Source organism: Marinobacter shunpengi, assembly GCF_045449695.1.
Taxonomy (GTDB): domain Bacteria; phylum Pseudomonadota; class Gammaproteobacteria; order Pseudomonadales; family Oleiphilaceae; genus Marinobacter.
Window position 1 is genome coordinate 353,437 of sequence record NZ_JBJJKZ010000012.1, and the last position, 14,567, is coordinate 368,003.

At 61.8% G+C, this 14,567-nt stretch carries 11 protein-coding genes; 7 read left to right on the forward strand and 4 right to left on the reverse strand.

Annotated features, from left to right (window positions below):
• The first annotated feature begins 61 nt into the window (after positions 1-61).
• The gene (locus tag ACJO2E_RS08220) at positions 62-694 is read left to right on the forward strand and encodes a Vgb family protein (RefSeq protein WP_406963393.1); all 633 of its coding nucleotides are present in this window, start codon (positions 62-64) and stop codon (positions 692-694) included.
• Positions 695-757: 63 nt separating this feature from the next.
• On the forward strand, positions 758-1,495 hold the full coding sequence (locus tag ACJO2E_RS08225) for a maleate cis-trans isomerase family protein (protein WP_406963394.1): 738 nt from the start codon (positions 758-760) through the stop codon (positions 1,493-1,495).
• Between the two features lie 21 nt (positions 1,496-1,516).
• Here the strand turns inward: ACJO2E_RS08225 and efpL are convergent, their stop codons facing one another.
• The 3 genes from efpL to ACJO2E_RS08240 form a co-directional block, all read right to left on the reverse strand.
• Positions 1,517-2,083: an elongation factor P-like protein EfpL gene (gene efpL / locus ACJO2E_RS08230; protein ID WP_406963395.1), complete on the reverse strand. Its 567-nt coding sequence runs from the start codon at positions 2,081-2,083 to the stop codon at positions 1,517-1,519.
• A gap of 128 nt (positions 2,084-2,211) precedes the next feature.
• Positions 2,212-2,850, reverse strand: coding sequence for an SDR family oxidoreductase (locus ACJO2E_RS08235; RefSeq protein WP_406963396.1), 639 nt, complete (start codon positions 2,848-2,850; stop codon positions 2,212-2,214).
• A gap of 136 nt (positions 2,851-2,986) precedes the next feature.
• Positions 2,987-5,809, reverse strand: coding sequence for an AMP-binding protein (locus ACJO2E_RS08240; RefSeq protein WP_406963397.1), 2,823 nt, complete (start codon positions 5,807-5,809; stop codon positions 2,987-2,989).
• A gap of 232 nt (positions 5,810-6,041) precedes the next feature.
• Here ACJO2E_RS08240 and ACJO2E_RS08245 point away from each other — a divergent pair, with 232 nt between their 5' ends.
• Positions 6,042-6,776, forward strand: coding sequence for a metallophosphoesterase (locus tag ACJO2E_RS08245; protein WP_406963398.1), 735 nt, complete (start codon positions 6,042-6,044; stop codon positions 6,774-6,776).
• Between the two features lie 7 nt (positions 6,777-6,783).
• Here ACJO2E_RS08245 and ACJO2E_RS08250 read toward each other — a convergent pair whose 3' ends face one another.
• A complete protein-coding gene (locus tag ACJO2E_RS08250) occupies positions 6,784-8,517 on the reverse strand; it encodes an isocitrate/isopropylmalate family dehydrogenase (protein WP_406963399.1) in 1,734 nt (577 codons plus the stop codon).
• 273 nt (positions 8,518-8,790) lie between these two features.
• Between ACJO2E_RS08250 and ACJO2E_RS08255 the strand changes: the two genes are divergently transcribed.
• The 4 genes from ACJO2E_RS08255 to ACJO2E_RS08270 all read left to right on the forward strand — a co-directional run bounded on the left by ACJO2E_RS08255 (position 8,791) and on the right by ACJO2E_RS08270 (position 14,392).
• Positions 8,791-9,006, forward strand: coding sequence for a hypothetical protein (locus ACJO2E_RS08255; RefSeq protein ID WP_406963400.1), 216 nt, complete (start codon positions 8,791-8,793; stop codon positions 9,004-9,006).
• A 289-nt stretch (positions 9,007-9,295) separates the two neighbouring features.
• Positions 9,296-12,622 (forward strand): alkaline phosphatase family protein, encoded by a 3,327-nt coding sequence (locus ACJO2E_RS08260; RefSeq protein ID WP_406963401.1) that lies wholly within the window; start codon positions 9,296-9,298, stop codon positions 12,620-12,622.
• A gap of 222 nt (positions 12,623-12,844) precedes the next feature.
• Positions 12,845-13,657 (forward strand): gamma-glutamylcyclotransferase family protein, encoded by an 813-nt coding sequence (locus tag ACJO2E_RS08265; protein ID WP_406963402.1) that lies wholly within the window; start codon positions 12,845-12,847, stop codon positions 13,655-13,657.
• Between the two features lie 9 nt (positions 13,658-13,666).
• A complete protein-coding gene (locus ACJO2E_RS08270; RefSeq protein WP_406963403.1) occupies positions 13,667-14,392 on the forward strand; it encodes a hypothetical protein in 726 nt (241 codons plus the stop codon).
• The last annotated feature ends 175 nt before the right edge of the window (positions 14,393-14,567 follow it).

The following is a 14,567-nucleotide window of genomic DNA, read 5'->3' on the forward strand; positions in this document are numbered from 1 at the left end:
GGCTGTCGGCCCGCCATTGAGCGGTGGCAGTCAAACCTCAACCAGCGAAAGGAATGCTCCAATGAAACAATCCAATGCCATCATTATCGACGAATATGGCCCCTTCCCGGAGGTCGATGCGGTTCATGGCGTCAGTTACGACGGTAAGCACGTGTGGTTTGCCGTGGGTGACCGGTTGCTCGCCCTGGCCCCGGAGAGCAGCGCACTCCAGCGCACCCTCAATGTGACGGCCAACGCGGGCACTGCCTGGGACGGCACGCACCTGTACCAGATTGCCGAGGACCGTATCCAGAAGCTGGACCCGGGCACCGGCGAGGTACTGTCGAGCATCCCGGCCCCCGGCAACAGCAATTCCGGCATGGCCTGGGCGGAAGGCAGCCTTTGGGTCGGGCAATACCGGGACCGCAGGATCCACCAGGTGGACCCTGCAACCGGCGATATCCTGCGCACCATTGAGAGCAGCCGTTTCGTGACCGGTGTCACCTGGGTGGACGGGGAACTCTGGCATGGCTGCTGGGAAGATGACGAAAGCGAGCTTATGCGCATCGACCCCGACACCGGCGAGACCCTGGAAACACTGGCCATGCCGGCCAACACGGGCGTATCCGGTCTCGAATCCAACGGCAGCGACCGCTTCTTCTGTGGTGGCGGCACCAGTGGTAAGATCAGGGTGGTGCGACGCCCCCAAGGGTAAGGGTCAAAAAGGCCTGGCCCGGGTGTTTGCGCCGTTCATGGCATAGACGGTATCCGGTAACCTATGAGCAGCACAACCGCCCGCATAGCCTTCCTCTATCCCGGCCACGCCGCCGAGGATGATTACCCGCGACTGGCGCGGATGGTCTCTCCGGCGGCGGACGTCACTGTCATCCATACGGCGTTTGACGAGGATGCCCATACCGTGGAGGCACTCACGGAGATGGGCAGCCCACGGCGCCTGACCGAAGGCGCCAGACACCTGGAGCACCAGGACCTGGACGCGGTGCTCTGGACCTCCACCAGCGCCAGCTTCGTGCGCGGTATCGACGGCATCCGGGAACAGATCGAGACCCTGGAACACCTGCTTCATATCCCGGCTTCCACCACTGCCATGGCCTTTGCCCGGGCCATTACCGCCCTTGACGCCAAACGTGTTGCCATCGCCGCCAGCTATCCCCGGGATATCGCCCTGCGGTTCCAGGCGTTCCTGGAGCATTTCGATATCGAGGTGGTATCCGTCGCCAGTCACGGCATTATCACCGCCACGGAGGTAGGCGCCCTGGACAGGGAGGCGGTGCTCGGGTTCGCCATCGATAACAACCACCCGGACGCCGATGCCCTGCTGGTGCCGGACACCGCGCTACACTCCGCCGCCTGGCTGGAAGACCTGGAAGCGGCGGCGGGCAAACCGGTGCTGACCGCCAACCAGGTCAGCTTCTGGGAGGGACTGAGGTTATGCGGCAGACTCAGTCCCCAGCCCGGCCTTGGCGCCCTGTTCCGGATGGATCCCCTGGGTTGATGGGGAGTTGGTACCGTAACGCTAGGCCCGGCCCAGGAACTTCCGCTCCTCAACATTGATCCGGATCCGGTCTCCCGTGGAGATATGCTCCGGCACCTGCACCACCAGTCCCGTGGTCAGTTTCGCCGGCTTGGTGCGGGCCGTGGCTGAGCCACCCTTGATCGAGGGGTCCGTCTCGGCGATCTCCAGGTCCACGGTGGGCGGCAGGTCGATAGCCACCGGTGCGTCGTTCAGCAGGATCACCATCACCCCCTGGGTTTCCTCGGTGATGAACAGCAGCTCGTCGGCGATGGCTTCCCGGTTCAGGCTGTACTGGGTGTAGTCCTCGGTGTCCATGAACACATACTCATCGCCATCGGAGTAGGAGAAGGCCGATGGGCGGCGAACCAGGTCCGCCAGGTTGAGCATGTCGGAATCCTTGAAGGTCTCATCCAGCTTGGCGCTGGTCACCACATCGTACATGCGCATGCGGTAGAGACTGCCCCCGGCACGCCCCTGGGGCACCGAGCGCTCGATATCCTTGACGAAATAGACCCTGCCATCATATTCAATGGCCTGATTTTTCTTGATTTCGCTGGCTTTTGGCATTGCTGTCCGTCCTGCAACCTTAAAGTGAGATGAAAGGGTTTGCTGATATAGCACGACTGGCGCAAACAATCGACAGGCAAGGCCCGGTGCCAGAAAATATTCCTGACACCGCTCAGGAGAGGCGGCGCTTACAGACTCACGAGGGACTCGTCAATCCCGTCATCCCCGGACAGCAGGTCGAAGGTCTGGTGCACGGTGTTGTCCGCATCCAGCGTGGCGAGCAGCACCGCAGCCACATCCTCACGGGGAATGGAGCCGGTCCGGTCAAGCCGTGGGCGCAACTCGACCCGCCCGGTACCGGGATCGTTGGTCAGGGGGCCGGGGCGGACCAGGGTGAAATCCAGGCTGCTGGCACGCAGGTGTTCGTCCGCCTTCTGTTTGGCCCGCAGGTAGTGATGTAGTTTCTCCGGGGCCTTTCCCGGCGCATCGGCCCGCATGCTGCTGACCATGAGGAAGCGCTTTACGCCGGCTGCCTCGGCCGCGTCAATCAGTCTGATGGCACCGTTCTGGTCCACATCAATGGTCTTGTCCGGGCCGGTATGGGGGCCGGAGCCGGCGGTGAACACCACCGCGTCGCAGTCCTTGAGTGCATGACTGCAGTCCTGCTCCAGGTCTGCCACCACGGTTTCGGCGGCGCCCAGTTCCTCCATCGTCTTCGCCTGCTCGGGGTTCCGGACCATGGCCCGGGCGGAGTGCTGGCTACCGGCCATCTGCCGGACAAGGTGCTGGCCGATCTTGCCATTGGCACCGGCAATAAGAACACGCATGGTTCACCTCCTGATCATTGGCGGGAAAGTCCTATCTTACTGCGTCCGGCAACAGCTTCTTTCAAGCCGGTAGCCCACAGAAAAGGTTGGGGCCAGCGTAACTGCCGTCCGGTTCTCAGGTTGTCATCCCGGACCATTACCAGGCGAGCCGGTCGGGTTCGCCGGTCATCGCCAGCAACCGCCTGCGGGTCGTATCCCGTAACCGGATGGCGGAGGCCCAGTCATCCCCGGTCGGCTCGATGGCCTCCCCCACAATGGCGTCCACGGCGCCTGGCCGGGGATTCCACCGATCCGCCGGTAACTTGGTGCGGGTCCCCCTGAGCGCAATGGGGATAACCGGTTCCCGGAGCAGCGATGCCGTCATAAACGCGCCCATATGGAAGGGCCGCAACCCCGGGGCGGCATCAAAGCTGCCTTCGGCGAAGAACACCAGGCGGTGGTCACGGCCGCGTTCGGCAATCTGTCGCGAGCCCCGGACACTGGCCTCACCGCTGGCGCGCTTGATGGTTTCCACGCCTATTCTGTCCATAAAACGCCGCAACACGGCAAACCGACGCAGCTCGGCCTTGGCCAGGAAGGTGACGGGAAATGGCACCAGCGCGGTCATAACGAACGCATCAATGTAGCTGCAATGGTTGGCCACAATCACACAGCCCCCGGGCACCTGCTTCAGCCGTTCCCCGCCGTGGACCCGCAGGCGGGTGCCGGTCAGCAGGCCCAGTAGCCTGGCGGCCCAGTGGCACAACCGCCAGCGCCAGCGTAACCGGGGCAGGATATTGACCAGTACCACCACGGGTACACTGATCAGAACCAGGGCTACCCAGGCCCAGCCGGAATAGAGCAAACGCCCCATGCCGGTTACCATACGCCTTGCCTGTTGCAGCCAGCTACCACGGGCCAGGCGTGCCAGTTGACGCCATACCGGCACCGGTTTTTGCTCGAGCTCACCCCGTTCATAACGCAGGCGGGCTTCATGGCGCCGCAGCTTGCCGCTGGTGGTCTTGGGAACGCTACGGGGCCTGACGATAACCACATCATCCACATCGATGCCCAGCGACTCCCGCGCGATGCGGGCAATGTCGTCCCTCAGGCGGTCGCGGAGCTCTCGGTCGGTCGACCGTGTCTCGGCGACCAGCACCAACTTCTCGCCCTGCGCTTCCCCCATGCCGGTGGCGAAGGCCACAACGCAGCCACTTCTTACGCCTTCCAGTTTACCGACCATTTCTTCGATCTCACCGGGATAGAGGTTGCGGCCTGCGCGCACAATCAGGTCCTTGTTGCGACCGGTCAGATAGAGCTCACCGTCGGCGATATACCCGCGATCACCGGTATTCAGCCAATTCCCCTCGAACAGCCTGGCGGTCTCCTCGTCGTTGCGGAAATAGCCCGCCGTGGCGGAAGGTCCGGTGAACTGCAACGCTCCCTCGTGGCGTTCGGGCAGTTCCTTGCCGCTGGCATCGACAATCCGTATATGGTGACCGGGAATGGGCCTGCCGCAGGCCACGAAGCGCAGTGGGTTTCCTGCCCCGGCGCCCACAGGGCGGGCTTCGCCCTGCTCCTGGAAGCGGTCACGGTCGACCTCGTCGATAACCGGTTCCCGAGGCTCCGCCGGAAAGGTCAGCGCGACGCAGTTCTCCGCCAGACCGTAAACCGGCGCCATGGCTTCAGGGCGGAACCCGTAGGGCCGGAAGCGTTCGATAAAACGCTCGACCGTATCCGGACTGACGGCCTCCGCACCGTTGAATGCCACCCGCCAGGAGCCCAGGTCCAGCCCCTCCAGGTCACTGTCGTCCAGGCGCCGGAGGCAGAGTTCGTATCCGAAGTTGGGTGCCGGCGACAGCGTACCGCCAAACTGGTGGATAGCCCACAGCCAGTACCGGGGCCGTGTCAGGAACAGCAGCGGCGACATGATCACCAGGTGCATGCCATACCACAGGCTGGACAGGCAGGTCCCGATCAGCCCCATGTCGTGGTAGAGCGGCAGCCAGCTGACGAAGACATCGTCCTGGTCCACCTGCAGCACCTCATTGGCGGCACGGATATTGGCAAACAGGCTGGCATGGCTGAGCTGGACGCCCTTGGGATTGCCGGTGCTGCCAGAGGTGTATTGCAGGAAGGCGATGTCCCTGGCCCCGGAGCCGCCAACTGGCCGATCCAGCGGGTGGCCCCAGAGTTCATCCGGCGTCACCACGTGCCTGAGGGTTGGCACCATCCCCTTGATCAGGGACGCCAGCTTGCGTGCCTCCGGCAAGGTGATCAGGACCCGCACCTGGGCATTGTTGAGGATGTCCGCCTGCCGACGCAGGTGTTCTTCAAGCTGGGAGGCCCGTGCGGGCGGGTAAAGCGGCACCGGAATACCATCGGCATAGAGTGTGCCAAAGAAGCCATGGAAATAGTCATGGCCGGTGGGCAGCATCAACGCCACGGTATCCCGCTGGCGCAGGTCATGCTGGAAAAGACCATTGGCAACCCGCAGCGCCCCCTTGTGCAACTCGCCAAATGTCAGCGGGGCGACATCGTCATAGCTTCGGATCCAGTGCAGGTACGTTCGCCCGGGATGCCGCCGGTTGTGCCATTGCAGGGCCTCCTGCAGGGTTTCGAAATCCGGTACCTGGAAATGTTCGCGGTCCTCTTCAGTATCCTCCAGGCCTTCTGTGTAGGAATGACCACCGGCGGACTCCGGCTGCTCTCCCCTCAACCGTGCTACCGCATCCAGGATATCCCGCGGGGTGTCGGCATCGCTCAGCAACTGTTCGGGTAACTGGACCGAGAACCGGCGTTCCACATTCACCAGCAATTCCGCCCTGCTCAGGCTGTCCAGCCCCAGGTCGCTTTCAAGTTGGCTGTCCAGGGTCAGCCCGGTGTCTCGTCGGTTCCCCGGCTCGCCATGTTGCAGGGTCTCATCCAGCGCGGCCATCATGGCCTCGGCCATGGTGTCGCGATGTTCCTGTTCCGGCATAGCCACTCCAGTGGGAACGTTCAGGGTCGCTCATACCCCAAGCATAGCCTGCCATGGAATTCCGACCAGCGTCGGGGATGGCTCACGCTTCCCGGACGGATTAACGGCACCGCCAACCCCGGGCTTTCCCATAAACCGCTGACAGTTCAGCCTTTATCAGCTATTTTCAGGTAAGGAAAGTAATATCGGGGGTGTTTACCACGCCACCTCCCTTCAACCAGGCAAAACACCCATGCAACTCCAGGCATTAACCGTTCTGCCAGAGAATGACCGCGGTCGGGATTTCGTGGTGGGTGATCTCCACGGCTGCTACGACGCCCTCATGCGGCAACTGGACGCCAGGGGGTTCGACCCGGCGGCGGACCGCCTGCTTTCGGTGGGCGATCTGGTCGACCGGGGGCCGGACTCCTGGCGTTGTCTCCAGCTGGTCCGGGAGCCCTGGTTCCATAGCGTCTGGGGTAATCATGAAGACCTGATGCTGAGAGGCCTGGACACCTCCCGGAATTCCCCCGATTTCCGGTTATGGATGCTCAACGGAGGCGATTGGGCCCTGGAGTCCGACCGGGACGACCTCAAGCAGCGGATCACAACCCATGCCGAGAAAACCTCACTGGCCATGGAAGTTCCCGTGGAAGGCCAGAGGGTTGGCGTGGTCCATGCCGAGGTTCCCGGGGCCCGATGGACATGCTGGTCCTCGCCCCTGTCGGATGACGACCGGCAGTATGCCATCTGGGGCCGGACAACTCTGACAAACGCACTCCGTGGCCAGCCTGCCCCGCCGGTCAGCGGCATTGACCATGTGTTCTTCGGGCACACGCCCCTGGCCTCCCCCACTCACCTGGCCAACCGCTTCTACATCGATACCGGTGGCGGCTACCCGGGGGGCGAGCCCACGCTGTTTGAGCTGAAGGAGGTCATCAACTGGGGGCTTGGCTCGTCGCCGGAACCGTTTCGTCCGACCTACTAGTCTCCTATCACAGTCTTTCCCGCAGGGCATCGATAAAGCCATACAGATCCACCACCTTCTCGGAGTCCGGGTCGGTGGTCTTGCCCTTGAGGTCGGCGGTGATAATACCATCGGCCACCGTATCCTTGAGGGCCTGTTTGAGTGCAAGCGCATACCCTGCCAGTTCGTCGTTGCCTTCGTTCAGTGCGAGGGTTTCCAGGGCGTTGCCCAGGGCGTAGACCAGTGCCGAGGGGTTGAAATGCGCCTCCTTGCCGCCGCTTTCCTGATACCGGACGTACAGGTCATGGGCGGTACCGTGGGGTGCCTCGAAGAGCATGGTGCCTTCCTGGCTTTCAATGATCGAACTGGCGGTGGCCAGGCTGCCACCCAGGGCGGCGGATATGTCCGAGAAAATGTCCCCATCCAGGTTCTGGGACGGGTACAGGGCATTCCGGGGCGGGTCGGTAATCATCTTGATGAGTTGGCTGGAGGGCCGCATGATCATGAAGGAGGGTGGCGGTGTGTCCTCCTTGGCCAGTTCCCGGCGCACTTCGGTGATGACATTGCTGAAGACTTCATCGTATTCCATGTATTCCCGTTTCAGGCCGAAATACACTTCCTTCTGCTTGCGTGATGCGTCACGGAAGACCTGGCTGACCCAGTCCTTGATGGCCTTGCGGTCGTTGGACATCAGCAGCATGGGATCGCCCTTCCTGACATGCCTCGCATGCCTCTCCTCACCGTCCACCACCACCTTGACGATGCCGTCTTCCCGGGCGGGCTCGTTGAAGCTGCCGTACTGGTCGCCCCCGCCGGCACTCATGCGGGAGATGGACACGTGGGCATTGCGGGGCGGAATGCCATGGAGTTTGAGCTGGTTGACCAGCTTGAACAGTTTGCGGCCGGTGGTGTTGTCCGGCACCCCCCACAGTGCGCGATCCGGCGGGTTGGAAACGATCCTCGCCGCCTGGGCATCGATCAGTTCGTAATGGAAACCGAGACCGAGGGCTTCCACTTTCTCCTGATAGTCGCGTCTGTAGATGCCCTCGACGATGGATCGCATGGCGCCGTCGTAGCCGGGGATCACCGTGTCCTTCAGGCCCAGGTAGATGTCCCGCTTCTCATCAATGGCCCGCTGGAAAAACCGGTGCGACCACTCCGCGATGTCGTCGACACTGTTGGTGGCAAGCAGCAGCGGATCGCCCTTGCTGATCTCCCGGCGATGCAGTTCTTCCGGGTCGCCACTGCTGCCCACGAAGAGCAGCTTGATGATACCCGTGGCCCGGGAGAGTTCGTTAAAGCTGTCCTTGATACCGCCGTCGTCCATGGTCATCACTTCGATGTCGCGGCCGACCCATTCGGGCCTGCGCACCCGGATATTGCGGAACTGGATATCCTCCCGGGTGATGTTGCCACCAATGCCCTTGCGGATGGCCCCGTTCGGCGACTTGGTCGCCAACGGGTCAAGGGAGGTGCCGTCGACGCCCGGGTGCTTTCGGAGCAACTCGTCGAGCTGGCTCCGGTTGACAGTGATACCCGCGTTCTTGATGCCCACACCGTACTCCCGGAGCGCCTTGATGGCTTCTGTCACCGCATGGCCGTTGGTCACCAGGCGATTCTCGGCGGAGAGGTCGATTTCCCTGAGTTCGATATCCAACCGTGAGGAGACGAAGGTCTTCAGCAGTTCCTCGAACGCCACCTGGGCCATCTCGTCGCCGTGGAGGATGACCAGTGGTGATGCCACCTGGATCTTGTTGCTCATTGCGTGCTCCCTTCGGTTGTCCGGTGATCCGGCTGTCAAACGTGAACTCGTCACTACTAACCCTAAGCCGGATTACGCCGTGGTCAAGAAAGCCGTACTGCCACTGGCTTCCAATCCACGGCCATTAACATCACCTGAAATGATGAATCGAATACGATTAAACAATTTTTGTGAGCAGCCTAACTCCTCAATAATACAACCATCGAGATCAGCGAAGGCTACTGAACGCTGATACCCGACTCAACCAGATAGTCGTTAATGAGGAATTTTATTATGTTCGGTATCAATGCAAACGTGAAGAAAACCGCTGCCATCGCCGCCATCGCTGTTGCCGGTGTCCTCGGCGCCGCCAACGCCAGTGCACAGCAAGTGTGGATGGAAGAGGTCCTGGAGCAGCAGCTGCAGGCTTCCCAGGAAGAGCACGACACCAAGGCGGCTGAAACTGCCGACAGCAAGGTCGAAGAGAAGGCCGACAGCAGCGCATCATGATCTGCTGACAGGGCCCTGACCATCACCGGCCAGGGCCCTCCGTCTTCCATACCTGCCAATCAACAACCACCCCTGAACCCTGCTTACCGCCCTGCCGATCATCATCCGCGTAACGCACTACCCATCAAGGCCCTTATCCCGCCTGACCGTGATCCAGTGAGTTCGACAACCTGCCAGGCCCCGTCCAGGGCCTTAACCGCTCATACTGATCGCTGGATACGCTGCAGCAATTGGCACTCCGGCCCGTGTCACCACATACTGCGTCAATACCAATAACAGGGAGACGACTGTGCAAAGCCAGGAAACCAGCGCCAAACGCAGCAGTATTGATATCGGACTGGGCTACTACCAGGATATCGAGGGTCTGTTCAGGTTCGGGGACGACAGCCCATACCTTGAGGACGCCATCACCTTCGTATTCAGTCAGACCCTGCAACGGGACCGGTACTTCGGGTCCTGGGCCCAGGCCTATCGCAACGGCAATGGCGAGTACCGGCTGAAAGTCACCAGCCCCTGTGACGATGTTTCCCCCTATGAGACGCTGATTCCGCAATACGTTGCCGCGGGTAAACAGGCATTGACCAGCTACTACGGGAAGATCCCATACCAGGCGCGCGCAGGCTGGGAGTTCCTGCTGCCGTTTGGCCTCGCCATGGCCAATGTCAGATCGGTTCAGCTACTGCATTTTCCGCCCCTGGAGACCTTCACCTATAAGGATTACCTGTATTCTCCCACCAACCGGCGCTGGGAGTGCCTGCTGGCACAGAACGGCTTTGACGGGGCCGGCAACACCTCGGTGGAACGCATCGTGGATGTGGCTCCCATCGCCGCGCCGGGGGGTGCCGGTAGCGAGCTGAGCGATTACAACCAGGACTTCATCCCCTACACCCTGGCGCAGCTACGGAACTTCCTGACACCACTGGCGGAGACCGGTCACGAACTGACCCAACCGATGGTCGCCTACGGCGAGCCGGTCCATGACTGGCTCAGGCAGGCCTTTGACCTGTCGAAGACGCCTGGCACCCTGGATATCGTGCAACTGTCGATCCTGGAGGGTAACCACGGGCAACCGGCCGCGAAGACCTGGGTCCTGTGTGCCAACCATCCCAGCGAATACCTCTATGACACCAACCTGCCGTTAAGCGATGCCTTCAAACCCAATGGCGACTACCCGCCCCCGATCCATGTCATGTGCCAGGACCTGATTGCCGCCGGTTGGCAGGCCCATATGGCCGACCACCCCGATGACAATCCCCACCGGGTCCTGGCCGCCCTGGAGGAACAGTGGGGCTGGGACGCCAGCAATGGCACGGTAAAGAAGGACAAGGCCGACGCCCTGCTGGCAATCATGAAGGAGCAGAACCAGGCCTTTGGGCTCGACAACAACAGCTTCACGCCCACCGAGGCGCAGGCCACGGCAAAAGCCTTTGCCCTTAAACGCTCCCCCGATTCGGATCAGTATGCCGCCTACGCCTTCGCCCCCCACGCCAACCAGCCCTTTTCGGACGTACCGATGGCCAGCCACGCCCGTTTCCCCACCAGCCACCGGCTGATGCAGGTAGGCGGCTACCTGGTGGACTGGACGCCGCCAACGGCTGATGACGATGTCATCCATTACCGGGTGGTGAAGTACGACCGCGACAGTAGCAATCCCCTGGCGGAGAAAGCGGTAACCTACGGCACCTGGGACCGGGAGAAGTTCTTCGGCGACTACCGCCCCGACTTTGGCGCAGGTTTTGAGCAGATCGAGCTGATCGGCCTGCCGGGGTATGTCCTCAGCCTTATTCCCGCCGCCGGGCGCCGCACCTACCAGCTTTGGCGCTTCGACCCGCAAGTGGAGCACGACTGCCTTTCCACCGGGGAATTCAGCAGCGGCGGTTTCCGGGACATCACGGCCGACCGTGAGCTCTACCCCATCGGCAACTATGTGCTGGACCGCAAGGGCGCCCACTACCGGGTCTGGAGTTTTGATCCCCAGTCCGCCCCGCCCCTTCCGCTGCCCACCGTGCAGGAAGGCCACTGGAGCACGATTGATGACAGCGACGCCATGAGCGTGGTGGGCGGGTACCTGGTCACCTGGAAACCGGCAGCACCCTCGGCAGGCTGTCGCATCTGGCCGTTTGATGCCCGCAACGCGGACCCGCTGGGGGGTGAGCCGCTCAACACCGCACCACTACCGGACGGCTTTGAACCGCAATCGACCCTGTCTGGCGTGGTGCCCAGCCAACCGGTCCATGCCGTTCGCGCAAAGACACCGGGCACCATCGAGTTCATGCGCCGGGAGATTGAGCATGTGGTCTACTACATGCTGGAGAGCCGGTCCTTCGACAATGTACTGGGGTGGCTCTACGAACGCGGCCAGCGGGATGGTCTGAACTGGATCGGGCCCGACACGGACGGCTTCCGTGGCCTGGATACGTCGATGAACAACCCTCTCCCCGATGGTCGGCAGGCGTTTGTCAGCCAGTATATGGATGGCGGACTGAGCAACGAGTTCGTGCTCGGCGGCCCCGCCCAGGACCCCTGGCACGACAACAGCGATGTGCTGATGCAGATGTTCCATGGCTACCAGGGCTACTCGGGACGACGGACGCCCACCATGGACGGCTTTGCCTGGAACCAGGACAGTGCGGCGGTGCTATCCAGCTTTACCCCACAGCAGTTGTCGGTGCTGAACGGCCTCGCCAGGGCATTTGCGGTGAGTGACGACTGGTTCGGCTCCGTGCCCGGCGGAACCGATATCAACCGCGGCTTCTCCGTCAGCGGGTCGGCCTACAACCGCCTCGGCACCTGGGAGGGAGGCAAGGCTTACCAGGACTGGCCCGATACCGCACACCGCCAGTCGCTCTGGAAAACCCTGTGGAGCCACGGTCACCAGGACTGGAAAATATACTACAGCATCCTCTGGCAGGAGGCCGTGTTCACCCACCAACTCTACCTCAAGGGCCAGATACCAGAGGTGGACGCCGCCTGGGCGAAGGCCGTGCTGGAGGCGAGGCCCTACGGCGACCTGCCCAGCTCCTGGTGGATCGCACCGCTCCAGCAGTTCCACGACGATGTAAAGAACGACGCGCTGCCCCGTTTCAGCTACCTGGAGCCTGCCTGGGTTGGAGACAACTGCACTTCCTATCACCCCGGTTCCTCCGCCAGCGGGCTCAACTCGGTGGTCCCCGGTGAACGAGCCCTCAACGAGATCTACCAGGCCCTCAGCAGTAATGAAAAGGTCTGGTCGAAAACCCTGCTGGTGGTGACCTTCGACAAGAACGGCGGGCTTTTCGACCATGTACCCCCGCCCTACGCCCGCAAGCCCTGGCCCAACGATATGGCCGACGGCTTCGGGTTCGACCTCATGGGGCCGAGGGTGCCGGCAGTGTTCGCCTCCCCCTGGATCAGGCCGCAGACGATCCTGCGCAGCACTGGCGACCAGAGCTTCGATGCCACCTCCTTTGCCGCAACGCTGCTCGACTGGTATGGCATTGCCCGGGAAACCTGGGGCCTTGGCGACCGGATCACGGAAGCCCCCACCTTTGAAGCGGTATTCACCGAGCCACAGCCCCGCAAGGCGGTGCCAGAGTTTTCCGTGCCCTATGACAAGGACTTTCCCAAACATGGATGAGACAGGCCGTCCGCAGGACCGTTGAGGATGTCCTCCCAGAAGGTATCACCGGTCCGCGGTCCAACGGCGGCAACCGCGGGCCGGCCCTCGAAAAATCGTCCAGACATTGGGATACGGGGTTATAGAAAAGTCACGGCTGGCAGGTTAACCTGTGGCTAATTCAATAAATCAGGTACTTGGGCTGAACAGCCACGACCACCTGTTTATACTTCGCGACGTCCTATGTTCCAGTACTTTGGCTTCGGTTCCAACATGAGCATGCTGTCGCTGAGAGCCAAGGGGGTTGAGCCTCTGGCATCGCGACAAGCCGTATTACCCGGCTGGCGCCTGTGCTTCAACGTGCAGCACTTCTTCCGGCACGAGGGAGGCGTGGGCAATATCGAACCCACCGGCAACCCGGACGACCGCGTCCTCGGCGTGCTCCACGAATGCCCGGACGAGGCCCTGACACAACTGGATGCCGCAGAAGCCTATGGCCACGGCTATGACCGCATTGAGGTCGAGGTAGTACGGCCCGGGGGTGCTGGTGGCAATGACAGGAAAGTCCCCGCCCTCACCTATGTAGGCATGCCCGGGTTTATCGATAACAGCCGCCTGCCCAGTCGACGCTACCTGAACATCGTGCTGCAGGGGGCCCGCCAGGCCGGGCTGGATGAGGATTATATCGAGGCCCTGGCCAGTCATCCGGTACACCAGATGGCCGACTATCCCGCATTCACGCCGCCGTTGGGCAATTTCCCAATCTTTGACAAAGAAACACTGGCCGACCAGCCGCTCTATACCGCACTCTATGGTGCGGTATTCGACATGTCGGAGGCCCGGCCGCTGCACGACTTTCTCAGGGGCTTTCTTGGTGGCAGGGATATGACGCTGTATCACCTGAGAAGGCTGGACAGCAGCAAGGTTGATGAAACCATGGACGACATCCGGAAGGGACGCCTTGATCAGGCCCAGAAGCAATACCTCAACGCTTACCTTAACGAGTACGCCAGGGAGTATCGCTATGTCGGCCAATATAACTATGATAAAGATTGAGGAACCTCTATGGACCAGGCAGTAACTCCCCCTTTCCCTCCCGCCCTGGCACACGGTGCCATTGAAGAGGTCTTTACCGATGTATTCATGGTCAGCGGTGCCATGGAAACCGTGCTTATGGACCTGGACTGGCAGTTCAGCCGCAATATGACCATTGTCCGGGATGGCGAACGACTGATCCTGATCAACACCGTCCGGATGGATGACAGCGGCCTGGCCGAACTCGACCGCCTGGGAAAGGTTACCGACGTAATCCGCCTGGGCGCGCTGCACGGGCGGGATGACGCGTTCTACCTGGATCGGTACCAGGCCCGCTACTGGGTAACTCCCGGTCTGGAGGATGACGACACTACAGCTCACCCCCTCGACCAGACCTCACCATTACCCATCAGTGATGCCTCATTGTTCCAGTTCAGAACCTCCAACGTTCCCGAAGGCGTGCTCCACCTGGACCGGGATGGTGGCATCCTGGTCGCCTGTGATGCCCTCCAGAACTGGCTGAGACCGGATGAACATTTCTGCGACGTGACCCGCGAACGGATGGCGGGAATGGGCTTCTTCACACCGGCCAATGTGGGCCCGGTCTGGCTACAGGCTGCGGAACCGGCCGCCGAGGACTTCAGCCGCCTGCAGGCACTGAACTTCAGGCACGCCCTGTGCGGCCATGGCGAGCCCTTGCTGGACAGCGCCCACGAGCAGTTCAGCGCGACGTTTAACCGGTTGTTCCAGTGCTAGGAGTCTGCGTGGCAGAAAGTCCCGCCGCTGCGACCGCCCCACTCTGGCCCATTTTGAGCGCTCATTTTCGTTGCATAGAACCACTATGCGCCTCAAATGACCGTCAAAATGGCCTCAAAGTGGGACGCTCTCGCCTGGCGCGATTTCTACCGCGCAGACTCCTGGTATCCGGATC

Excerpts from the sequence above, each read along its gene's own strand:
- ACJO2E_RS08265 (WP_406963402.1), top strand. The coding sequence starts at position 12,845 with ATGTTCCAGTACTTTGGCTTCGGTTCCAACATGAGCATGCTGTCGCTG.
- ACJO2E_RS08220 (WP_406963393.1), top strand. The coding sequence starts at position 62 with ATGAAACAATCCAATGCCATCATTATCGACGAATATGGCCCCTTCCCG.
- ACJO2E_RS08250 (WP_406963399.1), bottom strand. The coding sequence starts at position 8,517 with ATGAGCAACAAGATCCAGGTGGCATCACCACTGGTCATCCTCCACGGC.
- ACJO2E_RS08255 (WP_406963400.1), top strand. The coding sequence starts at position 8,791 with ATGTTCGGTATCAATGCAAACGTGAAGAAAACCGCTGCCATCGCCGCC.
- ACJO2E_RS08245 (WP_406963398.1), top strand. The coding sequence starts at position 6,042 with ATGCAACTCCAGGCATTAACCGTTCTGCCAGAGAATGACCGCGGTCGG.
- ACJO2E_RS08240 (WP_406963397.1), bottom strand. The coding sequence starts at position 5,809 with ATGCCGGAACAGGAACATCGCGACACCATGGCCGAGGCCATGATGGCC.
- ACJO2E_RS08270 (WP_406963403.1), top strand. The coding sequence starts at position 13,667 with ATGGACCAGGCAGTAACTCCCCCTTTCCCTCCCGCCCTGGCACACGGT.
- ACJO2E_RS08225 (WP_406963394.1), top strand. The coding sequence starts at position 758 with ATGAGCAGCACAACCGCCCGCATAGCCTTCCTCTATCCCGGCCACGCC.
- efpL (WP_406963395.1), bottom strand. The coding sequence starts at position 2,083 with ATGCCAAAAGCCAGCGAAATCAAGAAAAATCAGGCCATTGAATATGAT.
- ACJO2E_RS08235 (WP_406963396.1), bottom strand. The coding sequence starts at position 2,850 with ATGCGTGTTCTTATTGCCGGTGCCAATGGCAAGATCGGCCAGCACCTT.